The 25,147-nt window shown below is 54.2% G+C and carries 27 protein-coding genes; 9 read left to right on the top strand and 18 right to left on the bottom strand.

What is annotated here, in order from left to right; translation table 11 throughout:
- Positions 1 to 8 precede the first annotated feature (8 nt).
- Together rph and pyrE are read left to right on the top strand one after the other, a co-directional pair.
- Positions 9 to 725: a ribonuclease PH gene (gene rph, locus SK58_RS01335; RefSeq protein ID WP_015570044.1), complete on the top strand. Its 717-nt coding sequence runs from the start codon at positions 9 to 11 to the stop codon at positions 723 to 725.
- A gap of 66 nt (positions 726 to 791) precedes the next feature.
- On the top strand, positions 792 to 1,433 hold the full coding sequence (gene pyrE, locus SK58_RS01330; RefSeq protein WP_015570043.1) for an orotate phosphoribosyltransferase: 642 nt from the start codon (positions 792 to 794) through the stop codon (positions 1,431 to 1,433).
- A gap of 82 nt (positions 1,434 to 1,515) precedes the next feature.
- On the opposite strand, the gene slmA is transcribed toward pyrE, so the two are convergent.
- The 3 genes from slmA to coaBC all read right to left on the bottom strand — a co-directional run bounded on the left by slmA (position 1,516) and on the right by coaBC (position 3,881).
- A complete protein-coding gene (slmA, locus tag SK58_RS01325; protein ID WP_003860901.1) occupies positions 1,516 to 2,112 on the bottom strand; it encodes a nucleoid occlusion factor SlmA in 597 nt (198 codons plus the stop codon).
- Between the two features lie 121 nt (positions 2,113 to 2,233).
- Positions 2,234 to 2,692, bottom strand: a complete 459-nt coding sequence (gene dut, locus SK58_RS01320) for a dUTP diphosphatase (protein WP_015570042.1) — start codon at positions 2,690 to 2,692, stop codon at positions 2,234 to 2,236.
- Complete coding sequence (gene coaBC / locus SK58_RS01315; RefSeq protein ID WP_168728665.1) at positions 2,670 to 3,881, bottom strand: bifunctional phosphopantothenoylcysteine decarboxylase/phosphopantothenate--cysteine ligase CoaBC; 1,212 nt, start codon at positions 3,879 to 3,881, stop codon at positions 2,670 to 2,672. Before coaBC ends, dut begins: the two co-directional genes overlap by 23 nt.
- Positions 3,882 to 4,054: 173 nt before the next feature.
- Between coaBC and radC the strand changes: the two genes are divergently transcribed.
- The 4 genes from radC to mutM all read left to right on the top strand — a co-directional run bounded on the left by radC (position 4,055) and on the right by mutM (position 6,246).
- Positions 4,055 to 4,720: a RadC family protein gene (radC, locus tag SK58_RS01310; RefSeq protein WP_006812419.1), complete on the top strand. Its 666-nt coding sequence runs from the start codon at positions 4,055 to 4,057 to the stop codon at positions 4,718 to 4,720.
- Positions 4,721 to 4,937: 217 nt separating this feature from the next.
- On the top strand, positions 4,938 to 5,174 hold the full coding sequence (gene rpmB, locus SK58_RS01305; protein ID WP_002436699.1) for a 50S ribosomal protein L28: 237 nt from the start codon (positions 4,938 to 4,940) through the stop codon (positions 5,172 to 5,174).
- A 22-nt stretch (positions 5,175 to 5,196) separates the two neighbouring features.
- Complete coding sequence (rpmG, locus tag SK58_RS01300; protein WP_003024094.1) at positions 5,197 to 5,364, top strand: 50S ribosomal protein L33; 168 nt, start codon at positions 5,197 to 5,199, stop codon at positions 5,362 to 5,364.
- A gap of 72 nt (positions 5,365 to 5,436) precedes the next feature.
- Positions 5,437 to 6,246 (top strand): bifunctional DNA-formamidopyrimidine glycosylase/DNA-(apurinic or apyrimidinic site) lyase, encoded by an 810-nt coding sequence (mutM, locus tag SK58_RS01295; protein ID WP_003860879.1) that lies wholly within the window; start codon positions 5,437 to 5,439, stop codon positions 6,244 to 6,246.
- 2 nt (positions 6,247 to 6,248) lie between these two features.
- Here the strand turns inward: mutM and coaD are convergent, their stop codons facing one another.
- From coaD to rfaQ, 7 genes are all read right to left on the bottom strand, one after another.
- Positions 6,249 to 6,728, bottom strand: coding sequence for a pantetheine-phosphate adenylyltransferase (coaD, locus tag SK58_RS01290; protein WP_015570040.1), 480 nt, complete (start codon positions 6,726 to 6,728; stop codon positions 6,249 to 6,251).
- A 3-nt stretch (positions 6,729 to 6,731) separates the two neighbouring features.
- Positions 6,732 to 7,502 carry a glycosyltransferase family 2 protein gene (locus SK58_RS01285; protein WP_048219246.1) on the bottom strand — a complete coding sequence of 257 codons (771 nt, stop codon included), beginning with the start codon at positions 7,500 to 7,502 and terminating at the stop codon, positions 6,732 to 6,734.
- Positions 7,502 to 8,776, bottom strand: a complete 1,275-nt coding sequence (gene waaA / locus SK58_RS01280; RefSeq protein ID WP_003860874.1) for a lipid IV(A) 3-deoxy-D-manno-octulosonic acid transferase — start codon at positions 8,774 to 8,776, stop codon at positions 7,502 to 7,504. The genes SK58_RS01285 and waaA overlap by 1 nt, the downstream gene beginning before the upstream one ends.
- Positions 8,777 to 8,842: 66 nt before the next feature.
- Complete coding sequence (locus SK58_RS01275) at positions 8,843 to 9,832, bottom strand: glycosyltransferase (protein WP_039269346.1); 990 nt, start codon at positions 9,830 to 9,832, stop codon at positions 8,843 to 8,845.
- Positions 9,833 to 9,843: 11 nt separating this feature from the next.
- A complete protein-coding gene (locus SK58_RS01270; protein WP_023295713.1) occupies positions 9,844 to 10,944 on the bottom strand; it encodes a glycosyltransferase in 1,101 nt (366 codons plus the stop codon).
- Between the two features lie 2 nt (positions 10,945 to 10,946).
- On the bottom strand, positions 10,947 to 12,074 hold the full coding sequence (locus SK58_RS01265; RefSeq protein ID WP_048219243.1) for a glycosyltransferase family 4 protein: 1,128 nt from the start codon (positions 12,072 to 12,074) through the stop codon (positions 10,947 to 10,949).
- Positions 12,071 to 13,141, bottom strand: coding sequence for a putative lipopolysaccharide heptosyltransferase III (rfaQ, locus tag SK58_RS01260; RefSeq protein ID WP_017383615.1), 1,071 nt, complete (start codon positions 13,139 to 13,141; stop codon positions 12,071 to 12,073). Before rfaQ ends, SK58_RS01265 begins: the two co-directional genes overlap by 4 nt.
- Positions 13,142 to 13,291: 150 nt before the next feature.
- On the opposite strand from rfaQ, the gene SK58_RS01255 reads away from it, so the two are divergent.
- Positions 13,292 to 14,245: a polysaccharide deacetylase family protein gene (locus SK58_RS01255; protein ID WP_023302886.1), complete on the top strand. Its 954-nt coding sequence runs from the start codon at positions 13,292 to 13,294 to the stop codon at positions 14,243 to 14,245.
- A gap of 26 nt (positions 14,246 to 14,271) precedes the next feature.
- On the opposite strand, the gene SK58_RS01250 is transcribed toward SK58_RS01255, so the two are convergent.
- Genes SK58_RS01250 through rfaD form a run of 6 tightly spaced genes read right to left on the bottom strand, consistent with a single transcriptional unit; the run spans position 14,272 to position 20,457 of the window.
- Entirely contained in the window at positions 14,272 to 15,483 is a 1,212-nt protein-coding gene (locus SK58_RS01250) for an O-antigen ligase family protein (RefSeq protein ID WP_015570034.1), read from the bottom strand.
- Entirely contained in the window at positions 15,471 to 16,370 is a 900-nt protein-coding gene (locus tag SK58_RS01245) for a glycosyltransferase family 2 protein (protein ID WP_048219241.1), read from the bottom strand. Before SK58_RS01245 ends, SK58_RS01250 begins: the two co-directional genes overlap by 13 nt.
- 5 nt (positions 16,371 to 16,375) lie before the next feature.
- On the bottom strand, positions 16,376 to 17,485 hold the full coding sequence (locus SK58_RS01240; protein ID WP_017693958.1) for a glycosyltransferase family 9 protein: 1,110 nt from the start codon (positions 17,483 to 17,485) through the stop codon (positions 16,376 to 16,378).
- A gap of 3 nt (positions 17,486 to 17,488) precedes the next feature.
- Positions 17,489 to 18,472 (bottom strand): lipopolysaccharide heptosyltransferase RfaC, encoded by a 984-nt coding sequence (rfaC, locus tag SK58_RS01235; protein ID WP_023302889.1) that lies wholly within the window; start codon positions 18,470 to 18,472, stop codon positions 17,489 to 17,491.
- 3 nt (positions 18,473 to 18,475) lie between these two features.
- Entirely contained in the window at positions 18,476 to 19,522 is a 1,047-nt protein-coding gene (gene rfaF / locus SK58_RS01230) for an ADP-heptose--LPS heptosyltransferase RfaF (protein WP_015570031.1), read from the bottom strand.
- 2 nt (positions 19,523 to 19,524) lie between these two features.
- Positions 19,525 to 20,457 carry an ADP-glyceromanno-heptose 6-epimerase gene (rfaD, locus tag SK58_RS01225; protein WP_003860858.1) on the bottom strand — a complete coding sequence of 311 codons (933 nt, stop codon included), beginning with the start codon at positions 20,455 to 20,457 and terminating at the stop codon, positions 19,525 to 19,527.
- Between the two features lie 213 nt (positions 20,458 to 20,670).
- Here rfaD and kbl point away from each other — a divergent pair, with 213 nt between their 5' ends.
- Together kbl and tdh are read left to right on the top strand one after the other, a co-directional pair.
- Positions 20,671 to 21,867 (top strand): glycine C-acetyltransferase, encoded by a 1,197-nt coding sequence (gene kbl / locus SK58_RS01220; protein ID WP_015570030.1) that lies wholly within the window; start codon positions 20,671 to 20,673, stop codon positions 21,865 to 21,867.
- Positions 21,868 to 21,876: 9 nt separating this feature from the next.
- Complete coding sequence (gene tdh / locus SK58_RS01215; protein ID WP_017383610.1) at positions 21,877 to 22,905, top strand: L-threonine 3-dehydrogenase; 1,029 nt, start codon at positions 21,877 to 21,879, stop codon at positions 22,903 to 22,905.
- Positions 22,906 to 22,932: 27 nt separating this feature from the next.
- Here the strand turns inward: tdh and SK58_RS01210 are convergent, their stop codons facing one another.
- Complete coding sequence (locus tag SK58_RS01210) at positions 22,933 to 23,847, bottom strand: hypothetical protein (RefSeq protein ID WP_015570028.1); 915 nt, start codon at positions 23,845 to 23,847, stop codon at positions 22,933 to 22,935.
- Between the two features lie 15 nt (positions 23,848 to 23,862).
- On the bottom strand, positions 23,863 to 25,068 hold the full coding sequence (locus SK58_RS01205) for a glycosyltransferase (protein WP_017693957.1): 1,206 nt from the start codon (positions 25,066 to 25,068) through the stop codon (positions 23,863 to 23,865).
- Positions 25,069 to 25,147: the final 79 nt, after the last annotated feature.

Genomic DNA, 25,147 nt, shown 5'->3' with positions numbered 1-25,147 from the left:
AATCCATCATGCGTCCAGCAGGTCGTAGCGCCAACCAGGTGCGTCCCGTCACCCTGACCCGTAACTATACAAAACACGCTGAAGGCTCCGTGCTGGTTGAGTTTGGTGACACCAAGGTGCTTTGCACCGCGTCCATTGAAGAGGGCGTGCCTCGCTTCCTGAAAGGTCAGGGCCAGGGGTGGATCACCGCCGAATACGGTATGTTGCCGCGCGCAACCCATACCCGTAATGCCCGTGAAGCGGCAAAAGGTAAGCAGGGCGGTCGTACTATGGAGATCCAGCGCCTGATCGCGCGTGCGCTCCGCGCCGCGGTTGACCTGAAAACGCTGGGTGAGTTCACCATCACGCTGGACTGCGACGTGATCCAGGCCGATGGTGGCACGCGTACGGCCTCTATTACCGGTGCCTGTGTGGCGCTGGCAGATGCCCTGAACAAGCTGGTTGCCGCCGGTAAGCTGAAAACCAACCCAATGAAAGGGATGGTTGCTGCTGTCTCCGTTGGTATCGTTAACGGCGAGGCGCTTTGCGATCTGGAATACGTTGAAGATTCTGCCGCAGAAACCGACATGAACGTGGTGATGACCGAAGATGGTCGCATCATTGAAGTGCAGGGTACGGCAGAAGGCGAGCCATTCACTCACGAAGAACTGCTCACCTTGCTGGCGTTGGCCCGAGGGGGAATCGAATCTATTGTAGCGACGCAGAAAGCGGCGTTAGAAAATTGATTTTAAGGCGACCAATGAGTCGCCTTTTTTTTGCCTGTAAGACTGAAAAGACAAAGGAGCAAATCCATGAAATCGTATCAGCGCCAGTTTATTGAGTTTGCGCTTAACAAGCAGGTACTTAAGTTTGGCGAGTTCACGCTGAAATCCGGGCGTAAAAGCCCGTATTTCTTCAACGCCGGGCTGTTTAATACCGGGCGCGACCTGGCACTGTTAGGCCGCTTCTATGCCGAAGCGCTGGTGGATTCCGGGATTGATTTTGACCTGCTGTTTGGCCCCGCGTACAAAGGCATTCCAATCGCAACCACCACGGCGGTGGCGCTGGCGGAACACCATGACCGCGACGTACCGTACTGCTTTAACCGTAAAGAGGCCAAAACCCACGGTGAAGGCGGCAATCTGGTAGGCAGTGCGTTGCAGGGGCGTGTGATGCTGGTGGATGACGTGATCACCGCAGGTACCGCGATCCGTGAATCGATGGAGATTATCCAGGCTAACGGCGCAACGCTTGCGGGTGTGCTGATTTCGCTCGATCGTCAGGAGCGCGGGCGCGGCGACATCTCTGCTATTCAGGAAGTGGAGCGCGATTATGGCTGCAAGGTCACGTCGATTATCACTCTGAAAGACCTGATTGCGTATCTGGAAGAGAAGCCTGAGATGGCTGATCATCTGGCGGCGGTGCGTCAATACCGCGAAGAGTTTGGCGTATAATTCAATTGCCCGGTGGCGCTACGCTTACCGGGCCTACCCGTTCGTAGGCCGGATAAGGCAAAGCCGCCATCCGGCGATGGCGTTACTGTAACTGAGCAGCCACTAACGGCCAGCGGGCGTCAAAATCGTCCGTTGGTCGATATTTAAACTCGCTGCGCACAAACCGGGAGAGCATCCCTTCGCAAAATGCCAGGATCTGGCTTGCCAGCAGGGTTTCATCCGTATTATATCCCTCGCCCTCCCGCATTTTCTTCTCGCGCAGAACCTGACGAAGCTGGGCTTCGATACGCTCAAAAAGCTGGTTTATACGGCCTTGCAGACGATCCTGTTCAAACATCAGCGCGTGGCCGGTCAGAATACGGGTCAGACCCGGGTTACGTTCACCAAAGCCCAGAATCAGCAGCACAATCAGACGCAGACGCGTGCTGGTGTCTTTTTCATCCTTCAGAATCAGGTTGATGCGCGTGATCAGGCTGTCTTCGATAAACTCGATCAGGCTGTCAAACATCCGGGTTTTGCTCGGGAAATGACGATACAGCGCCGCCTCTGACACGCCCACAGAGGCCGCCAGTTTTGCGGTGGTGATGCGTTGACTGCCGTCGCTGGATTCAAGCATCAGAGCCAGAGATTGAAGTATTTCTTCGCGACGATTCCTTTTCGCGGTTTGTTTTTCTGCCATGTTACAAAATACCCCTGAAAATAAGCACTTGTCAGGCTGGCAACCACACAGCGACCCGCAAACTGACGTTTGCGGTTTGTTATTGCATTATGGCGCTGTGAGATGCGTGTTTGTCGGGCGGTTATTTGCGCCCGGAATGGCCGAAGCCGCCTTCGCCACGGTCGGTAGCGTCGAAGTCTGCCACCAGGTTAAATTCTGCCTGCACCACCGGTACAAACACCATCTGCGCGATACGCTCGCCCGGCTCAATGGTGAAGCTGTCCTGGCCACGGTTCCAGACGGATACCATCAGCTGACCCTGATAGTCAGAATCGATCAGGCCGACCAGATTACCCAGCACGACGCCATGCTTGTGGCCCAGGCCAGAGCGCGGCAGGATCACCGCTGCCAGTGACGGGTCAGCAATGTGAATCGCCAGCCCGGTCGGGATAAGGGTCGTTGCACCTGGCGCCAGTTCTACGGCGTCATCAAGACAGGCGCGCAGGTCAAGACCGGCAGAGCCGGAGGTGGCATACGTTGGCAGCGGAAATTGCTCGCCAACGCGCGGGTCCAGAATCTTAACGTCGATTTTTTTCATCATAACGGGTAACGATCTCGTCCAGTAAGTGTTGGCCCAGGAGTTCTTTGCGCTCAAGCGGTAAGACTTTATCTCCATCCTGCCAGAAAAGGTGCAATGCGTTGCTGTCGCTGTTAAATCCTTGCGTGGACAGCGATACGTCGTTCGCGCAAATCAAATCGAGGTTTTTGCGGGTACGTTTTTGCCGGGCATATTCTTCCACATTATTCGTTTCTGCGGCAAACCCAACAACGTAAGGTCGATGAGTTTTCAATGCGGCGACACCGGCAACGATATCCGGGTTCTTCACCATTTTTATTGTTAATTCATCACCTTGCTTTTTAATTTTAGCGTCGGCAATGGTTTCGGCGCGGTAATCAGCGACGGCCGCACAGCCGATAAAAATATGCTGCTGTTGAGCATGTGCCTGTACGGCGGCTTCCATTTCCAGCGCGGTCGTTACATCAATACGCTGCACAAACGCAGGGGTGGTAAGCGACACCGGGCCGCTCACTAGCGTGACGTTCGCGCCGCGTTTGGCTGCCGCGGCAGCAATCGCAAAGCCCATTTTGCCGGAGCTGTGGTTGGTGATGTAACGCACCGGATCCAGCGGCTCGCGCGTGGGGCCCGCGGTAATCATGATGTTGAGATGTTGCAGATCGTTGACAGGCGAGAAATGGGCGGCGGCCATATCAACAATCGTCAATGGGTCGAGCATACGCCCTGGCCCAACGTCGCCGCAGGCCTGGCTGCCACTGTCCGGTCCCCAAATCAGCAGGCCGCGCGAGGCCAGCGTGTCCAGATTATGCTGGGTAGCGGCGTTGCGGTACATCTGCTGGTTCATTGCGGGCACAACCGCGACGGGCGCAGGCGTGGCGAGGCAAATGGTCGTTACCAGATCGTTCGCCATACCGGCTGCCACGCGGGCAATTAAATCTGCCGTGGCGGGGGCAAGGATAACCAGATCGGCCCATTTCCCCAGCTCAATGTGGCCCATTGCGGCTTCGGCCGCCGGGTCGAGCAGGCTGTCGGATACCGGGTATCCCGAGACGGCTTGCAGGCTCAGGGGGGTGATAAAGGCTTTGCCGCCTTCGGTGATCGCGACCCGTACGTCGGCCCCGCGCTCGCGCAAACGGCGCACCAGGTCTGGCGTTTTATAGGCAGCAATACCGCCGCTGACGCCAAGAACGATTTTTTTACCGGCCAGGCTCATCATGATTCTTTCCTGTTGGGTTTCACCAGAGAGCGGGCATTTTATCACAATCCCTAAAACGGGGTGATGATGTCCTTAATTCACTTTGCGAGGCGTTACGCAAGAACGAAATGCCAGCGTCGAACCCCGAATTTGCCTGTGGCAGCATAATGGCAAACAGAAGGAGGCCGGGCATGGAAGAGACTGAACTGCTGCTACCGCGTGAAAAAATGCTGCGTCATGGCGTCACGTTGTTAAAGGACGACGAGCTGCTGGCGCTCTTTTTACGCACAGGCACGCCGGGGAAAACGGTATTTACGCTGGCGAAAGAACTGATAGACCATTTCGGTTCACTGTATGGATTGCTGACCGCTGAGCTGGAGGCGTTTACGCACGTTGAGGGCATTGGCGTGGCGAAATATGCCCAGTTACGGGGCATTGCCGAGCTGGCCCGGCGATTTTACAACGTGCGTATGGAGGAAGAAGACCCGATCCTCACCCCCGATATGACCCGCGAATTTCTGCAAAGCCAGCTCTCCGATCTGGAGCGGGAGATCTTTATGGTGATCTTTCTCGATAACAAAAACCGGGTACTGAAACATACCCGCCTTTTTTCGGGAACATTGAGCCATGTTGAGGTGCATCCGCGTGAAATTGTGCGGGAAGCGATAAAAGTGAATGCAGCCGGCGTGATCCTCGCGCATAATCACCCCTCTGGCTGTGCAGAACCAAGCAGAGCTGACAAAGCAATTACCGAACGTATTATCAAATGCTGTCAATTCATGGACATTCGTGTGCTGGACCATCTGATAATTGGCCGCGGAGAGTACATTTCTTTTGCCGAACGTGGCTGGATTTAGGCCTTTTCTCGCGATCCATCGGGATCTTTGTCTGTTCGGGACTTGAGCACACCGCCGAGTCAGCGTATACTACGCCACCTTTGAGAATCTCGGGTTTGGCATTTGGGCCTGGCAATCGAGAGTTCAATAGAACTATGCGATGACCGGGCTGTAAAGCCTGACGAGGCGCCGATACCCCATACGAAGCTCGAGCTAATTTGATTTTTGGAGAATAGACATGTCCCGAGTCTGCCAAGTTACTGGCAAGCGTCCGGTGACCGGTAACAACCGTTCCCACGCACTGAACGCGACTAAACGCCGTTTCCTGCCGAACCTGCACTCTCACCGTTTCTGGGTTGAGAGCGAGAAGCGTTTTGTCACCCTGCGCGTATCTGCTAAAGGTATGCGTGTAATCGATAAGAAAGGCATCGATACAGTTCTGTCCGAACTGCGTGCCCGTGGCGAAAAGTACTAAGTACTTAAAGAGGAAATAAATCATGGCTAAAGGTATTCGCGAGAAAATCAAGCTGGTTTCTTCTGCTGGTACAGGTCACTTCTACACCACCACGAAGAACAAACGTACTAAGCCGGAAAAACTGGAACTGAAAAAATTCGATCCAGTTGTACGCCAGCACGTACTGTACAAAGAAGCTAAAATCAAATAATTTTAGTCTCCTTGTATTGAAAAACCCCGCAACTGCGGGGTTTTTTGCATTCTGCATCTCAACGGAGGAACCATGCCTGAATTACCAGAGGTAGAGACCAGCCGCCGCGGCATTGAGCCCCATCTGGTTGGCGCGACTATTCTTCATGCTGTCGTTCGCAACGGGCGTCTGCGCTGGCCGGTGTCCGATGAGATCCACGCGTTAAGCGACAAACCCGTCCTGAGCGTGCAGCGCCGCGCGAAATACCTGCTGCTGGAGCTGCCTGACGGCTGGATCATTATCCATCTGGGCATGTCGGGAAGCCTGCGCATCCTCACCGAAGAGTTGCCTGCGGAAAAGCACGACCACGTTGATCTGGTGATGAGTAACGGCAAAGTACTGCGTTACACCGACCCGCGTCGCTTTGGCGCATGGCTGTGGACCAAAGAGCTGGAAGGACACAACGTGCTGGCGCATCTCGGACCTGAGCCGCTGTCAGAGGCGTTTAACGCGGATTATCTCAAAGAGAAGTGCGCGAAAAAGAAAACCCCGATTAAACCCTGGCTGATGGATAACAAGCTGGTGGTGGGCGTGGGAAATATCTATGCCAGCGAATCGTTGTTTGCCGCCGGGATCCATCCCGATCGGCTGGCCTCCTCGCTGTCGGCGCAGGAGTGCGAGCTGCTGGTCAGAGTAATTAAAGCGGTACTGCTGCGCTCAATTGAGCAGGGCGGGACGACGCTGAAGGATTTCCTGCAAAGCGACGGGAAGCCGGGCTATTTTGCGCAGGAGTTGCAGGTTTATGGCCGTAAGGGTGAGCCGTGCAGAGCCTGCGGGACGCCGATTATTGCCACGAAGCACGCTCAGCGCGCCACGTTTTACTGCCGTCAGTGCCAGAAGTAGGGTTACTTTAGCTTTTCCATCAACGCCTGGTGGACGTTAACCGGCAGGAAGTGGGTAACGTCCCCGTGATGGCGCGCCACCTCTTTCACCAGTGAGGAAGAGATGAAGGACCACTCTTTGGAGGGCATCAGGAATACGCTCTCCAGCTCCGGCATCAGATGGCGGTTCATGTGTGCCAGCTGCATCTCATATTCGAAGTCTGCTACCGCGCGAAGACCGCGGATCAGGATATTGGCCTGCCGGTCACGGGCAAAGTTTGCCATCAAGTCGCTGAATCCGACGACCTCAACATTCGACAGATGCGAAATCGCATCGGTGGCAAGCTGCACGCGTTCGTTCAGGTCGAACATCGGCTTTTTGCTCGGGCTGGCGGCAATGGCCAGAATCACCTTGTCGAACATACACGCCGCACGGGTGATGATATCAAGATGACCGTTAGTGATCGGATCGAAGGTACCCGGATAAATCGCTTTTGTGCTCATGGCTCACGTTTTCTCTGAGTAGCCGCGGTTCAGCGCCCACAGCTCGGTGTATTTGTTGAAAGTATACTGGGCATTCACTACGGCCAGTAACCAGCCCTGTTTGCCGTCCAGCACGCCGCCACGCAGCAGCAGCGTTTTCAGAAACGCGCCCAGCGTGTGGGTGAAGATGCCGGTCAGCGTGGCCTTCTTGCCGCGCGTATGCCGCTCCTGTGCCCAGGCGGTGGCATAGTTCAGCTGTTTCCGCTGGAAGCTGGCGAAATCGCGGCAGGTCAGATGAAGCAGATCGCCCGTCAGAGGGATGACCTGAGCGCTATCGCAGGCCAGAGATTCATGGACCAGGTTGTCGTTGTACTGATAACGCTCGCGCGCATAGAGGCGCATCACGCGGTCGGGGTACCAGCCGCTGTGGCGCATAAAGCGGCCCAGGAAATAGTTACGACGCGCGATACTGTAGACCGCGCCGGGCTGTGGCGCGGCAAGCACCGTTTGAATGGCCTGTCGGAGTTCCGGGGTGACGCGCTCATCGGTATCGATCATCAACACGTAATCACCCGTGGCGTAACCCTGCGCACGCTGGCGCTGAATACCGTAGCCCTGCCAGTCGGTGTCGGTAAAGACTTTTGCCTCGGCTGCACGGGCAACGTCCGCCGTATTGTCCGTACTTCCGGAGTCGAGAATGACGATTTCGTCAGCCCAGGCAACAGAGGCCAGGCAATCCGGAAGCAGGTCGGCGGCGTTTTTGGCGATCATCACGACCGACAGACGCGTTGACATTAGTGGCTCCGCTGCGGCAGGTAAGGTTGCAGAAGTTGCAGCAGACGGGTCAGTGCGCCCTGGTTCTGATGCAGGACTTCAACGGCGTGACGACCGTACCACAGGCGGTAATCTTCGTCAGTCAGAAGGGTTGAGACCTCTTTGACCACCGAATCCGCGTCGGTCACGGTGATTAAGCCATCGGCTTGCTGCAATTTCGCGCAGATATCTTTGAAGTTAAACGTGTGTGGCCCCATCAGTACGGGGATGGCGTGGGCTGCTGGCTCCAGCGGGTTATGACCACCGCGCTCCACCAGGCTTCCGCCAACGAAAGCAAGATCGGCGATCCCGTACAGCAGCATCAGTTCGCCCATCGTATCGCCAATCACCACCTGCGTGCTGCCAGAGGGGATTTCGCCGCTGCTGCGCAGGGTGAAGCTGAAACCGCCTTTTTGCACCATCTCGCGGGCATCTTTAAAACGCTCAGGATGGCGAGGAACCAGAATCAGCAGTAAATCAGGGAATTTTTCCAGCAGCTGGCGGTGAGCCTGAAGAATAATGGCTTCTTCGCCATCATGGGTGCTGGTGGCAATCCAGACCTGGCGACGCGGCGCCCACTGACGACGCAGTGTTACCGCACGGGCGGCGAGTTCAGGGGTGACGGAAATATCGAACTTCAGGCTACCCGTGACCGCAAGCTGGTTGCGCTTCAGGCCGAGGGCGATAAAGCGCGCGGCATCTTCTTCGTTCTGCGCGGCGATCAGCGTGATTTTGCTGAGCAGGCGACGCATAAATTTACCCAGCTTGCCGTACCCTTTCGCCGAGCGTTCCGACAGACGCGCGTTGGCGATAACCAAAGGAATTTTACGGGCATGCAGGGCGGAAATCATATTCGGCCAGAGTTCGGTTTCCATGACGATCACCAGTTTAGGGCGCACGGTATTCAGGAAACGGTTCATGGCGCAGGGGAGATCGTACGGCAGGTAGACGTGATGCACGTCTTTACCGAAGGCAGACATCACGCGCTCTGAGCCGGTTGGCGTCATCGTGGTGACGGTGATGGGCAGTGACGGATAACGGTGGCGCAGGGCACGCACCAGTGGAATGGCGGCCAGCGTTTCCCCGACTGACACGGAATGCAGCAGAATACCGTCCGGCGCCACTTTATTGCGGCAGTAGCCATAACGTTCGGCCCAGCGTTTACGGTACGCAGGCGCTTTACGGCTACGAAGCAACAGTCGCAGCCACACCAGTGGCTGAATGATGTAGAGCAGGGCGGTATACAACAATTCCAAGCGATTATCCGTTTTTTTAGTTTCGGCCGGGAAATTCTAAGCATTTAAGCGTGCTAAAGCTATCTCTTATGCCAGATACCGTTTTAAACGGAAGTAGCGCCGGCCCAGGCGCCAGCGCAAACGCGGGCTTTTGGCACTTTTCCAGATGAGCTTCCAGACACCGGTGTCGAAGAACTCTTTGATTATCATTGATTTCTTCGCCTCATCCTTCATGTTGTCGAAGGTATGAATAATTCCCAGACCCTCTTTAGCGATTTGCCAGTAACAGGCCGGGATATTTTTCACTTTATCCGGGTAGCGCTGGTTAATGGCATCAAGCATCTTCAGGATCTTCATATAATGGCGCGCAGAGCGAATCAGCGTGTCGTCATTATCCGGGGTGTGCGATACCGAGGCGGAGTGAATGTAGTAGTCGTAAAAGCGTTCGCTGGTGTACTGAACGCGTTCCGCGGCAAGCAGTACCTCAGTCGTCCACGGGATATCCTGATGGCGCAGGCCTGGCTCGAAACGAAAGCCGTGCTGACGAATAAAATCGTGACGATAGATATTCAGCCAGGTCACATGCAGGAACTTACGTGAATCCAGCGCCTTTTTTAACCATGCCGCGCCATTCATGACGCCCGTTGAGGCGAGCTTATCTTCAGGGAAGATAGGGCGAGACGGTTTTTTGTTATTTTCCCAGACGTAGTTGCCATTGCAGGTGGCGACATCCAGGTTCTGCGTGACGGCCATATCCAGCAGACGCTGGTACATGCCGGGTTTGAAGACATCATCAATATCCGGGAAAGAGAGATACTGCCCGGTCGCAACGGCCAGGCCAGTATTACGCGCGATGGACACGCCCTGATTAGGTTGTTCAATAACCTGCATCTGTGGCAGCTTTTCGCGCCATTTTTCGACAATCTGCATCGAGCGGTCAGTGGAACCGTCATTCACGATGATGACTTCCATACTGTCGATGTGTTGATTTACAAGGCAGGTAAAGAACTGATCGAGAAAAGCTTCACCGTTATAAACGGCCACCACCACGCTTAATAAAGGCGCTGAATTTTGCATATGAAACCTGATTATTTTTGGTTGTCGACCAAAGCAATGTATTGCTGGCAAATGGCGTTGATACCGAACGATGCGATCGTTTCGCGATCAACAACCGGCGGAGAGGCATACAGTTCTGCCAGTGTTTTCGCCAGTGATTCGTCGGTTAACGCTGTCAGACCACGCGCCAGGGGGCCAGTAAGGATCTCAGCAGGGCCGCCAGGGCAGTTTGTACTCACCGGTGGGGTCTGACAGATAATGGACTCTACCAGTACATTACCAAAACCTTCGCAGTCGGAACTTAACACTAAAAGGCGTGCCCCTTTGATCCACGGGTAGGGGTTGGTTTCGAACGGGCGGAAGACGATCTTGTTTTCAATTCCCAGCTTAGCGGCAAGCTGTTTGAGCTGATTTATTTTCGCGTCAGAACCTTTGCCCATCAACACCAGCGATGCGTCGATCTTGCTCAGCGCGAACGCCCGCAGCAGCCTGTCGTGACGTTTGTGTTCATGAAAACGGCCAACGTGGATAATGTAATCCTGCCCCTGCATCTCAAAGGACGCTTCCGCCAGACGCTGAATTTCAGGGATATCAAAGGGGTTATGGATAACTGCTTTGCGCCGCAGGGGGATCGCGAGTACTTCAGACAGATCGTGCAGCACGGCGCCGGATACCGCCACCACGTTGCGGTTTTCATAGGTATGACGGATTTTATAATGCTTAAACCAGCGAGAAAGCCCGCTGCGATGGCGCAAATAGGAGAAGGAGAACATCCCGTGTACGCAGAACCAGACCTTATCCCGATCCAGCACGCGGCTGTGCGCCACGATACGGTCGGTTTTATGCAGATGTGAGAACACGACGTCAAATTTACCGCTGCGTTCTGCCTGCTCGATGGCGCGATCCAGCAAACGGGCGCGACGCGGGATCTCGGTCAGCTTCCGCCAGGGTTTTTTACAGGTATCCTGCACAACCTGAAAATCGATGCCTTCCGGAATGGCGTAGTCGCACACCTTCCGTAAGGAGAAAAGGGTGACCTGATGCCCCAGTTCTGTCAGTCCGCTGGAGAGGGTGAGAACCGTTTTTTCGGCTCCTCCACCGGGTAAACCATCAATAATCATTAGGATGCGCATTATTAATCCAGTAATTTTTGATAAAGCGAAATAAGCTGACTTGATAGTTTTTCAGGGGTTGCTTCTCTGACGCGTTCACGCGCCGCAAGCCCCATATTGTTATTTTTTTCCAGTGAAGGGATGGACATGACGGCCTCCTTCAATGTGTGGATATCAAGTGCATCACAGTAAAACCCGTTCTGGCCTTGCTCAATAAATTCTGAACCACCGCAACTCTCTGACGTAATGACGGGCAATCCACAGGCCATTGCTTCAAGTATGACGTTAGGGAAAGGATCATACAGCGTCGGCAGCAGTAAACCATCAGAAAGCTGATAAAACGGCAGCGTCTCTTTTTGCATCCCCAGGAAACGGATTTGCCCCTCACAGCCTAATGAACGGGCGAGGTCGCGATAACGGCTTTCCGCTTTATCCTGACCGACCACAACCAGCCACGCCGAGGTTCCTGCTATAGCCCGAATAGCGCTTGCCAGCCCCTTGCGTTCAAACCCTGAACCCACGAAGCAGAAAATGACGGCATCAGCGGGTAAGCCAAATTGCTGACGCAGTACAGCGCGTTGCCTCTCTTCTGCCGGAACGAAGCGGCTGGAATCTATTGAATTATAAATCACATGTATCTTTTTTGCGTCAATATCAAAGTCTTCGACGATTTCGCGCTTGATCATCTCCGCATTACAGATAACGGCTTTCAACTCGGGAGCCTGGTACATTTCACGTTCTGCGTGCATCACGTAGCGGTGATAGCGATCGTGCATAAGCAGCTTCGCGCGCCAGGCGGGGAGAATACGCGTACGCTGTAGCAGCCAGCGTCGATGTACACCATCCCCGGCGCGGTAAATATCGCAGCCCGGAATACGTTCGTGGCTCTGGACAATATCAAACTGCTGTTGCTGCCACAGCGCGCGCGCGGCGTGTGCAAAGCCGCGCTCACGGCTGATGCGGCCCCACTTTCGTGGATCGCAAATATGAATATGCCAGTCGTCCTGCTTTTCGCCCTGCCACTCGCGGGTGATGACGTTGAGCTCAAGATTTTGATTGCTCAGCGCGGTAAGTGCCCTGGAGACAAAACGTTCTGCTCCTCCATCCGGACGATATTTTTGGCGCGCAATGGCCAGACGATGAAGCTTCATTGCAGGTATCTCCTTGCGGCGGAGACGACAGCATCAACGGGGATGGCGTCGAGATAACGTTCCGTCGTTTTTGTATCAATGGCGTCAGGGTTGGGAAGCGGGCCGTAGTTACCTGCCCAGATGACCTCTCCGTTAACCTGCCATGGCGACCAGAACGTCAATTTTGACGGGCCAAACAGCGCCACGCAGGGCGTCTGAAGGGCGGCGGCCATGTGCATGGGTACGGAGTCAACGCCAATGAACAGGATCGCGTGATCGATTAGCGAGGCCAGCTGGCGCAGGGTTAACTGCCCTGCCAGCGATACAACACCCGTCTGCGGGGAGGCTGCAAGAATGCGGTCAATCATCGCCAGCTCTTTCTTGTCCGGTCCCGCCGTAAGGACGATAGTGTGGCCGTCCTGCTGCAACGCGGCGATAGTTTGCGCCATTTTGCCTTCGTCCCAGCACTTAAAGAACCAGCGTGAAGTGGGTTGAATAACGATGTAGCGGTCTCCCACGCCCTTTTGCGACAGCTTTTGGTGAGCATGGCGCCAGTCATCCGCGCTGTAAGCCATGGTCACGGTAGGGTTGGCCATTACCGGCAGCGCTGACAGTATGGAGAGATTTTGTTCAACGGTGTGCAACGACTGATGGCTGGCGACCGAGACCAGTTCACTGTGACAAAAACGCCAGAAGGCATTATTGCGCTTGTTAAAAGCGAACCCGAGCCGAACCGGTGCACCGGTGAAGCGGGTAACAATCGCGCTGCGCCACTGATCGGCAAGATTGATCACCAGATGATAATGCTGAGCGCGTAAAGCACGAAGCAACTGCCACTCTTTTTGCAGGTGCTTCAGCGTCCCCAGCTGCTTCCATTTACGATCGATACCATAGATCGTCCCGATTGCCGGATGCGCGGCGAGCATGTCTCGCGTCTCTTCATAGAGAAGCACGTCGATTTGGGCGTCAGGCCATTTCTGGCGTAATGAATTGATGACGGGGGTGGTGAGTAACATGTCACCATGATGGCGAAGTTTGATCAGTAAAATGCGCAAATCAGGCGTGTCAGGTAAGTTATTCATCATCATCTTATCGGCGTTGTACTATTGGCAATTCTAATAGACCTGGTAACGACTTGCACTCTTTCTCCATAATGTCAGGAATTTCCCTGGAAGGGTTTACTCCTGCTTTCGGGCGTGCGTAACATAGCGCTAACTACTTTGTCTTGCGGGCTCATTATGAAAAAACCAGCGTTTATCATCACGATCGATACCGAAGGGGATAATCTCTGGCAGAACCACCGGGTGATCAAAACGGAAAACGCGCGCTACCTGGCGCGGTTTCAGGCGCTTTGTGAACGTTTCGGCTTTAAGCCCGTCTGGCTGACCAACTACGAGATGGCAGTCGAACCGGTATTCATTGAGTTCGCGAAAGAGGTCATAGCCCGCGGCCAGGGTGAGGTGGGAATGCATCTCCATGCCTGGAATAGCCCTCCGGAACACGATCTGACCGGTGATGACTGGCGCTGGCAGCCTTATCTGATTGAGTTTTCAGACGAGGTCATGCGTGAGAAAGTGCTCTTCATGACCCGCTTACTGGAAGAGACTTTCCAGACAAAAATGCTCAGCCATCGCGCCGGGCGCTGGGCATTCGACAGCCGTTACGCCCAGTTGCTGATTGAGCTGGGGTATCAGGTAGATTGTTCCGTTACGCCGCGCGTGAACTGGCGCAACGCGAAAGGTGCCCCGCAGGGTAATGGCGGAACGAATTACCAGCATTTTCCCGATCGTGCCTACTTTTTGGACGTAGACGACATTTCCCGGCCGGGAAACAGCCCTCTCCTCGAAGTGCCGATGAGCATCCAGTATAAACACCCGGCATGGCTGAATTCCCTGAAGCAGGGTTATGATCGTCTGCGCGGTAAATACCGTTCTCCGTCAGTTAACTGGTTACGTCCGTCCGGAGGAAATGCGGCGGAGATGATTAAGGTTGCGCAGCAGTGCCTGGCTCAGGGGAATGACTACGTGGAATTCATGCTGCATTCGTCGGAATTTATGCCTGGCGGGAGCCCTACTTTTAAAGACGAGGCCGCGATTGAGGGGCTGTATCAGGATCTGGAGCAGCTCTTTACTTGGTTATCAGATAAGACCGTGGGGATGACGCTGGCGGAGTTTTACCAGTACAAAAAATAGTTATGCCCGCCAGGCGGGCATATTTGTTATTGCTGTTTTGTTTGTGAGAAAGGTGTACTTAGCGCAAACAAAATCATAAAGAAGATTAAGGCTTCTGAACTGAGCAGTATGACATCTGTCAGTCCATACAAAAGCAAAAGAAGCATCGACGTCAGCAGCAGTGCGTTTCTGTTTCGTAGGGCATACACAATCATCGAAACGAAGAAAAAGAGCATTACCGCTACGCCGGGGATCCCCTGCAAAGAGTATTTCTCAATAAATTCATTATGCAGGTGGACTTTGATGTATTCGAGTGCACTGCCAAGGTGAGGATGGCCGTCTTTAATGTAGTGTCGGGTCCACGCTTCACGCTCTTCCAGCGATTGCCCTAACGGATGGGCAAGACCATTCTCGATCCCGATAGTCCACATCGAAAAACGTGCGCCGAGTGAGGTGCGGTCAAAACCTTGTTGATAACGTTCAACCTCACGTTGGGTTTGTTGTATTTTTGGCGAAATCAATGGCTTGTAGCTAACGATTACAACGCCTGCAACAATGCATAAAAAGATGAGGGCTGATTTAAGATGAATCTTTCTGAAATGATAAAGCGTGAGCACAATCGCCAGAAGCAGATATAAACCCATCGCAGCGCGGGTCCCCGTCAACAGTATGACGAAGTAAGAGATTAATATAGTGAAGCCCGCAACAACATACAGCTTCACGTTCTGTTGAAGGTAAAGACTGTATACGAAAGCCAGTGACAGGACAGAATAAACATAAGCTGAAACGGTGGCACGGTTAATTGCCATCTCAACGCGAGTCATACCTTGCGAGGCCTGCCACAAGCCATACCCTGTGGCGAGCACAAACCCCAGGGCCGTTGCGAAGAAGAAGAATTTCCTGAAGGTATCCTTATCGATATAAAACTTAAAGCGGTCGATATAGAAAATCAGGACACTCGCTAAAATTAACTTTTTGCTGGCACCGAGGTAGTCGCTGTAAAGGTTGAGGCCCTCGTTATGATACTCATAGAGTAAGTACCAGCCGAGGTTAAGTAACCCAATCAGCAGAATGGGCAGCGCTATAGTAAAAGGTCGCAAAGTGATTTTTTTATATTCGAAAGCCAGGCCAATAATACTGACGTAAATAGCGATATAGAAAAACTCTCTTTGCTTCCCAGAACTGACTAAAGCCAGTATCAAGGAGATGAGGCTTAAAGCGATCGTCAGTTGATATAGCCGTGGTTTTATTTTTTCCATAACGCCTCAATAACCCTTTTTTTGTAGCTAAAACGAACATCGGTGGACAGGAAAAAAGACAATGTATACATGGTCTTTACGCGTTGTTTCACGAGCTGCAATTGTTGGTCTGTAAGACAGGACCGATGGTTGCTGTAAATATCAAACCAGTGGCAATTGACGAGATGTTTGTAGCGTGACGGAAATGTTCTTTCCATCTGTAACGTGCATTCGACAAGCGTTGAAATTTTGCTGGCGTCCAGACTGCTCGACAAACTGTCGCGACGCTTGATGTAATAATAATGCCCCTGGCGTTGATAGGCTATTTTGCTCGATTGCATCAACATTCCCGGGAAGACAGCGAAATCCTCATAACATAACATCGGAGGTATGGGATTTTTCTCGTAAAGGCTACGATGAATAAACTGGCCAATGAGATGTGCCTGAAAGTCTTTATGACGTAAGAAACGAGCAATTGCTTCATGTTGTGACAATGGCACAGGATTAAATCCCTGCCAGTCTGAAGTCATTTTCCGGGGATCGCGAATCTCAAGCAAACGAGTCAGTAACATGTCCGGACGTTGCGCTTTCAGGAAGGCTATTGCGTCCCTGAGGCTGCCCGGCTTTAAGCAATCATCACTGTCGAGCATCGTAATATACTCACCCGATGCCAGCGCGACAGCGCTGTTTCTTACCCGGCCTACGTTACGAAAGTTCACGGTGCGCGTTATGATCTGAGGAAATTTCGGCGACCACTCTTCAATTATTGCCTGCGTGGCATCCTCAGAACTGTCATTGAAAATAATAATTTCAGTGTCCTGATCGGTTGCTGCCAGAAGGCTTGAAAGCGTGGCGTGCAGCGTAGCTTCAGCGTTATGCGCAGCAATAATGACGCTTAAAAAAGCCATAAAAATTAGTTTCCTTGAGCGTCGGTAGCGCTAGCCAGTGAGCGGGCTTTTGGTAATGTACGGATAAACTGCTGAAGATCGTGTAACGCGGAGTCAGTGACAGAGAATAGCGCTTCCCGTTCTTGCGGGAAGTAATAGCGCGTTTCAAACACATAAGAACAAATGTTATCGTCATTCCCGATCAGCATCACATTGCCAAGCGGACGCTGTTCATAGTGACAACACGGTCCAAACAGCAGGACCACCGGCACGCCGACGGCGTCTGCGATGTAGACATTCCCCGAGTCAGACGCGATATAGCAGTCCATCTTAGAAATGGCCCAGGGAAGCTCTTCCAGCGAAATTTTGCCAATAAGATTGATAAAATTGGGGATGTCACCGTAAAGACGGGTGATATCGTCCATCCACGACTGTTCGTTTGGCGCGCCGAAGACATAAAACTCGCAGGGTAAATCAGCAAGTTGATCAACAATCCGCTTCCAGATAACCGGAGGGACGGTTTTGGCTTTATTGCCCGCCGCAATACTGATGCCGATGCGGATAACGCCAGGTTTATCAAGTATGGCCGGCCAGGTCGTCGGCTTGAAGAGTGGCTTTGTGGCGTGCTTGGGAGAGTCTTGCCACGTGAGCGAGCGGTCGGCCAGTTTCAGGTAGTTCGTCACCGAAAGCGTTTTTTTGCCATGCTCAACGGTACCGTCGGCCGCGAGATAGAAAATCCCGTGATACCACCTGCGCGTGTAAATGCTTAAAAATTGTTTGTTTTTGGCATTGCAGACGGCGGCAAAAAAGAGGTTCACGCTGTTGGGCTGTAGCAGGTAGACGTTGTCGTAGCGGTTCATGATCCTGCACGCGAAGCACAGTTTACGCCACAGGTTGCGCTTATGCTGCTCAATAAAATAGATCTGCTCAATAGTCTCATCATGCTTCGCCAGCGCGCCAACGCTGCGACTGATCAACACATCGCTTTTTTGCAGATATGCCAGAAGAGGCGTCGCATTAATAAAGTCACCGATTTTGGCTGTCTGAATGACAAGGTTCTTGCCCGTGTCCTTTCGAAACAGCTTCCGGATGAGTTTCACCGGAAAGAGTAAAATCAGCAGAAATACATAACTCATGGGTTAAATATCCCTGTTGGAAAGCCGATGGCTGCCCTGTAAAAATGAAAAAATAGCATCTGCGCTAATATCCTTCGTTTGTTGCGTAGGGCTGACCATCTGATGCTGGTTTTTACCGTAACCCCCGATCAACCCCGGATCGGTCGGGCCGAAAATCGTGATATTAGGACGATCCAGTGCGGCGGTTAAATGGCTTAACCCTGTATCCACAGAAACGACGGCGTTAGCGCCCGCCAGCTGTGCGGCAACCTGCGCCAGCGTGAGTTTGGGTAACACCTCGACGTGGGAAAAACCTGCTGCCAGACGTTCCGCTCGCTGCCGCTCATGTTCAGCGCCCCACGGGAGTTTAATATGGATACCGCAAGGTTGCATTAGTTCAATCAGCCTTCTCCAGTGCGTTTCCGGCCAGTGCTTATCGTCGCGCGTTGTGGCATGCAGGAAGACCAGATAGGGCGCGATATCCTTGTCCGTTTCGCGCAGAAAATGCTGTGCGATGGCGTAGTCACCCTGGAGGTCGGGTTTTGCATAGCCGAGACTCTTAGCGAACAGCTCGCGGGTACGTTCCACGGCGTGCTGCTGCTTCGCAATATGGTGGCGACGATTATAGAACAGGCTCGCCAGCGGTTCGCGGGCGGTTTGCCAGTCCATGCCGTGCTTTACGCCGTGCGCCAGACGCGTGACCAGCGCGGCGCTTTTCACTAGCCCCTGGGCGTCGACGATCGCGTCGTAACGCCGGGCCTGCACCGCTTCGCGGAAGGCTTTGCGTTCGGCTTTAATCGGTGCGGAGAACCACGCTTTGCGCCAGCGGCGAATGGCCACCGGGATCACGCGATCAACCGCTTCATGCCAGGTGGGGATCTGCGCGAAGCCTTCTTCCACCACCCAGTCAAAACGGATGCCGGGAATGGCCCGCATGGCGTCCGTCAGCGACGGCAGCGTATGCAGAACATCACCCATTGAGGAGGTTTTAACGATCAATACCCGCATCCGTTATCCTTCTTCGCTCAACAGCAGTGCGTTGAGTTCTTCGAGAACACGCTGCGGGGTAATGTCGATCAGGCTCTGATGGTAACCTTCTGCGGCATCGCCTTTGCGCACCTTGTGGTAGCCGGTGATCAAACGGATCACGCGCGCCTTGTGCGACAGCGGCGGCGTGAAGTCCGGGCTGCTTGGGCCATACAGCGCGACCAGCGGGCGGTCCAGCGCGGCGGCGACGTGCATCAGGCCAGAGTCGTTACTGACCACGGCCTTACAGGCGGCAATGAGGATAACCGCCTGCTCGAGTTGCGTTTCCCCGGCCAGGTTGCGGCACCATGCCTGTTGCTCGGTGCTCAGCGTGGCGAGAATTTCATTGCCCGCCTCATGATCTTTCGCCGAGCCAAACAGCACAATCTGATAGCCTTCATCGATAAGCTGTTTCGCCAGCTCTGCATAGTGATAGTGCGGCCAGCGTTTTGCCGGACCGAATTCTGCGCCAGGGCAAAACCCAATCATCGGGCGTTCGGACGAAATGCCAAATGCGTTGCAGGTGTGGGATTTCTCCCCATCGCTTACCTGGAGCTGCGGCCACAGCAGCGGCTGCGGCAGATCTTTCGCGCTGCGCATTACGCCTTTGTCGTAGGCCAGCGCCACGTAGCGCTCCACCATCAGCGGCCAGGCCTCTTTATCCAGCACCCGGGCGTCGTTCAGCAGGCCGTAGCGCATTTCACCGCGCCAGCCGGTACGGTGCGGGATGCCCGCAAAGAAGGGCACAAGGGCGGATTTGAAGGAGTTAGGCAGCACGTACGCGCGGTCATAGCGTTTCTCGCGCAGACTGTGGCCGAGTTTGCGGCGTTCACCGATTTCCAGCGCCCCGTGTCCGAGCGGCATCGGGATCGCCTCGTTCACTTCCGGCATACGCGATAACAGCGGACGGCACCATGCGGGTGCCATCACGTCGATTATCGCCTGGGGATAACGCGCCTTGAGCGTGCGATAGAGACTTTGCGACATCATCATGTCGCCCACCCATGACGGGCCGATCACCAGAATTTTCATGCTTATGCGTCGCGGTTCAGCCAGGCCATATATTCCGTTACGCCTTCGGCAACGGTCTTGAACGGCTTGTCGTAGCCTGCGGCGCGCAGGTTAGTCAGGTCCGCCTGGGTGAATGCCTGGTAGCGGCCTTTCAGCTTATCCGGGAACGGAATGTACTCGATGCTGCCTTTCTTATGGTACGCCAGCGTCGCGTCTGCCACCGCCTGGAAGGATTCCGCGCGGCCAGTGCCCAGGTTGAAAATGCCGGACACGCCATTTTCCAGGAACCACAGGTTTACTGCCGCCACATCGCCCACGTAGACGAAGTCACGCTTGAAGCCGTCGCTGCCTTCGAACAGTTTCGGGCTTTCGCCGTTATTTAATTGGGTGTTCAGGTGGAACGCCACGCTCGCCATGCTGCCTTTGTGGCCTTCGCGCGGCCCGTAGACGTTGAAGTAGCGGAAGCCGACAATCTGCGAGTTCGCTTCTGGCAGGATCTGACGTACGTACTCATCAAACAGGAACTTGGAGTAACCGTAAACGTTCAGCGGCTGCTCATATTCGCGGGATTCGATGAAATCTGAAGTGCGCCCACCGTAAGTTGCCGCGGAAGAGGCGTACAGGAACGGAATTTCACGCTCCAGGCAGTAGTGCAGGAGCTCTTTGGAGTACTGATAGTTGTTATCCATCATGTATTTGCCGTCCCACTCGGTGGTGGAGGAGCACGCACCTTCGTGGAAGATGGCTTCGATCTCGCCGAACTCTTCACCCGCCATAATCTGGATAAGGAAGTCTTCTTTATCCATGTAGTCAGCGATGTTCAGATCCACCAGGTTCACGAACTTGGTGCCGTCTTTCAGGTTGTCCACCACCAGAATGTCGGTGATGCCTTTGTCATTGAGGGCCTTAACAATATTGCTGCCGATAAAGCCCGCGCCGCCAGTAACGATGATCATAACTGTAACCTTTAAAGTATGAGTCGGGGAATATCCCGAACGCTAATCTCTTTATCATATCATCACAATGCTCAGGCTTCAGCCATTCACCGATATGCAGCAGGGGTACGCGTGATTTATGCTGCAAAAACGAGAAGAGATACTGCGTCATCTCGTCATGAACTATTGGTTTGGGTAATATGTGCCAAAATTTGCCGAGTCTGGAGAATTGCAATGCGTGGTGATTTTTACAAACAGTTAAACAGCGACCTCGACACCGCACGTGCGGAAGGGTTGTTCAAAGAAGAGCGTATTATCACGTCTGCCCAGCAGGCGGACATCACCGTTGCCGACGGCAGCCATGTGATCAACTTTTGCGCGAACAACTACTTAGGTCTTGCGAATCACCCTGAGCTAATTGCCGCGGCGAAAAACGGCATGGACACCCACGGTTTCGGTATGGCCTCCGTTCGCTTTATCTGCGGTACGCAGGACAGCCACAAGCAGCTTGAGCAAAAGCTGGCGAACTTCCTCGGAATGGAAGACGCGATTCTGTACTCCTCCTGCTTCGACGCCAACGGCGGTCTGTTTGAGACCCTGCTCGGCGCAGAAGACGCGATTATCTCCGACGCCCTGAACCACGCCTCCATCATCGACGGCGTACGCCTGTGCAAAGCGAAGCGTTTCCGCTACGCCAACAACGACATGGTGGAGCTGGAAGCGCGCCTGAAAGAGGCTCGTGAAGCAGGGGCTCGCCACGTCCTGATCGCCACCGACGGCGTGTTCTCCATGGACGGTGTGATCGCCAACCTGAAGGGCGTGTGCGATCTGGCGGATAAATACGACGCGCTGGTGATGGTGGATGACTCTCACGCGGTCGGTTTTGTCGGCGAAAACGGTCGTGGCTCCCACGAATACTGCGACGTAATGGGCCGCGTGGATATCATCACCGGTACGCTGGGCAAAGCGCTCGGCGGCGCGTCTGGCGGCTACACTGCCGCGCGTAAAGAGGTGGTCGAGTGGCTGCGCCAGCGCTCCCGCCCGTATTTGTTCTCCAACTCCCTGGCGCCGGCGATTGTGGCTGCCTCCATTAAAGTGCTGGAGATGGTGGAATCCGGGGCTGAGCTGCGCGACCGCCTGTGGGCTAACGCCCGCCTGTTCCGTGAAAAAATGAGTGCCGCAGGATTCACCCTGGCCGGTGCCGATCACGCGATCATTCCGGTGATGCTGGGCGACGCGGTTGTCGCGCAGAAATTTGCTCGTGAGCTTCAGAAAGAAGGGATTTACGTGACCGGGTTCTTCTTCCCGGTGGTACCAAAAGGTCAGGCGCGTATCCGCACCCAGATGTCTGCGGCGCACTCGCCTGAACAAATTGAACGTGCGGTGGAAGCCTTTACCCGCATCGGCAAACAGCTGGGCGTCATTGCCTGAGGACGTATGATGAAAGCGTTATCCAAACTGAAAGCGGAAGAAGGGATTTGGATGACCGACGTGCCGGAGCCGGAAGTCGGTCATAACGATCTGCTGATCAAAATTCGTAAAACCGCCATCTGCGGTACTGACGTTCACATCTACAACTGGGACCAGTGGTCACAGAAAACCATTCCGGTACCGATGGTTGTCGGTCACGAATATGTCGGCGAAGTGGTGGGTATCGGCCAGGAAGTAAAAGGCTTCAACATTGGCGATCGCGTCTCCGGTGAAGGCCACATTACCTGCGGTCACTGCCGTAACTGTCGCGGTGGGCGTACCCACCTGTGCCGCAACACCGTCGGCGTGGGCGTGAACCGTCCGGGCTGCTTCGCGGAATACCTGGTGATCCCGGCGTTTAACGCCTTCAAAATCCCGGACAATATCTCTGACGATCTGGCCTCCATCTTCGATCCGTTCGGCAACGCGGTACACACGGCGCTCTCCTTCGACCTGGTGGGTGAAGACGTGCTGGTTTCCGGCGCGGGCCCCATCGGCATTATGGCGGCAGCCGTGGCGAAGCACGTGGGTGCGCGCAACGTGGTGATCACCGACGTGAACGAATACCGCCTGTCGCTGGCGCGCAAAATGGGCGTCACCCGCGCGGTGGATGTCTCGAAAGAGAGCCTGACCGATGTGATGGAAGAGCTGGGCATGACCGAAGGCTTTGACGTGGGTCTGGAGATGTCCGGCGCGCCACCGGCGTTCCGCACCATGCTCGACACCATGAACCACGGTGGCCGTATCGCGATGCTGGGTATTCCGCCGTCAGATATGTCCATTGACTGGAACAAAGTCATCTTCAAGGGGCTGTTCATTAAGGGCATCTATGGCCGTGAGATGTTCGAAACCTGGTACAAGATGGCCGCGCTGATCCAGTCCGGTCTGGATCTGTCCCCGATTATCACTCACCGTTTCTCCATCGATGAGTTCCAGCAGGGCTTTGACGCAATGCGGTCCGGCCAGTCAGGGAAAGTGATCCTGAGCTGGGATAAGTAATTAAAAAGGGGCCAGCGGCCCCTTTTTTTACTGATTCTTTTTCTCTTCGTCCGTCAGGTAACGCACTTTGCGGGTGTAATCCTGGCCTTTGAACAGCAGTTTGTTATCCGGCGATTCCAGATACTTCTGCCATTCGGAAAGCGGGAAACCACCGTGCGCGCCAATCACCTCTTTCGGCACAACGGCTTCCTGACCGCCGATCTTCTTGGAGACCGGCCAGTTCATCCAGTCACCGAGGTTAACCGTTTTTACATCCAGCATGTCCAGCAGCGCAGCGAGCGGCAGCTGATCGGTCGGCGGCTGCGTGTCGTCCATCAGCTCCCAGGTATCCTGGAACAGCGTCAGCCACAGCGGGCAGATACGGCGCCAGGTCTTTTTGGTGGCGGCAAGAAACGCGCCGTTAACGTGATCGACCAGATACGGACGCACCGTTTCTTTGTAATATGCCGGCACTTTCTCCGCTGGCGCGCCGTCCAGCTTGGCAATCATTTTGCCCTGACGGAAGCTGGAGTAGATGTGCATATCCGCCATGTTGATCTCTGGCATTTTAAGCAGGTTGAGATCGGAGTCGATCATCAGCACACCTTCACCGCGCGCCTGCAACGGAGCGTTAAGCTTCACCAGACGACTGAGGTAGATCTGCTTATAGCGGTAACCTTCTTCACGTTTTGGAAGCGTGAGGGTAACAACGCGGGTTTTTGGCGGCAGCTCGCCGAAAGCGGATTCAGGCTGATCGCTGACGATAACAATCTCGCTGACGTCGGTGGCATAACGCTCTGCAAAGGTCGCTGACAATAACGCCTCTTCGACGAAATCCGCGCCCGTACACGGGATCACAATGGAATCCACCGCAACGAGATCGCGCGTGACCGGAAGGGAAGCGTAAGGAATGTTATGACGCCCGGTAATGTGGCGGTAGCGAGCATTCAGGAATTTAAACATGTTCTTCTCGTTTGGTTATTGCGCGCCAAGAACGGCCTCGACACCGTTAACATAGCTTTCAATGGCATACATGTTGCAGACATTCTGGTGTGCGGCAGCGGCGAGCCGGGCGCGCAGAGCAGGATCCTGCCAGATATTATCCAGATGTTGAGCAAGTTGCGACACGTCGCTCCAGGGAAACAGCAGGCCGGTCGACTCATGATCGATCAATTCTGCCGTGCCGGTCACCTTTGAACCAATCACGGGAATATTCAGCAGCATTGCCTCCAGCACGACGCGCGGCAGGCCTTCGCTCTTCGAGGCCAGAATAAATGCGTCAAAGGTGGCGAGATAGTCAAAAGGCGTGTTCTGGAAACCGGTAAAAATGACGTGCTCAGCAATACCCAGCGCGTCAGCCTGTGCCGCCAGTGCGCCGCGCTCCGCCCCTTCACCGACCAGCACCATCTTCCATTTTGCCTGCGGGTGCCTCTGGCTGAACTGTGCCAGCGCCTCCAGCGTATGGTGGTTGGCTTTGCGAGGGATTAGCGAGCCAATGCTGCCGAACACAAACGTGTCGTCATCAATGTTCAGGCGCTGGCGCATCGCGCGTCGGTCGGGCAAAGGCTGGTGGATGTCGATAGCATTGTTGACCGTGGTACACAGCGCTGGCCGGACGCCATGCTGAAGCAACACGCGTTCAACGCCGTGCGAGACGGCGATGATTTTTGTGGCATGGGCATTGACCAACTTCACCAGCGGCGGGGTCAGCACCGGTTCAATCCGGCAGTGCTGGATTATCCGCGCATGCAGGTTTGCGCCCGCCAGATACCCTTCTTCGTTAGAGCCTGGCTGGTTGTTCATATACAGCGTATCGAATCCACCTTCCCTGAAAATGGTCTCGATCTTGCTGACGTTGGGGCGAATGCGCCACAGGGTATCGATATGCCGCGTAAATGCTTTGCGCGCTGAACGCGAAAAAAACAGCAGACCACGTCCCGCTTCTTTCAGTAGTTTTGCCCATGCCGGTTGCTTACGTTGAGGGATAACGAGTAGCGGGATCCCAATGCTATTGAGCACCTGGCCAATCGTTTGACCTTCAGCACGACTATAATCACTGTAAAAACAACAAGTAATGTCGAATTTGTCGCGGTTGATTCGCTTCAGAAGCTCAAGCATACTGTTGGTACCTCCCCCCCATTCTTTGCCCGTGTCCAGGAGGAGGATTTTACGTTTTTGCGGCATGTCTGAATCCGTATGCTACCCTTCATCTGACCGCATTATAAAGAATTTACTGAAATAAAATAGATTTTTTGTATTTCTT

The sequence above is a fragment of the Enterobacter sp. BIDMC93 genome (assembly GCF_001037805.1).
GTDB lineage: Bacteria > Pseudomonadota > Gammaproteobacteria > Enterobacterales > Enterobacteriaceae > Enterobacter > Enterobacter hormaechei_C.
The sequence above is the reverse complement of the archived record's forward strand: the minus strand, read 5'-3'. Positions and strand labels throughout refer to the sequence as shown.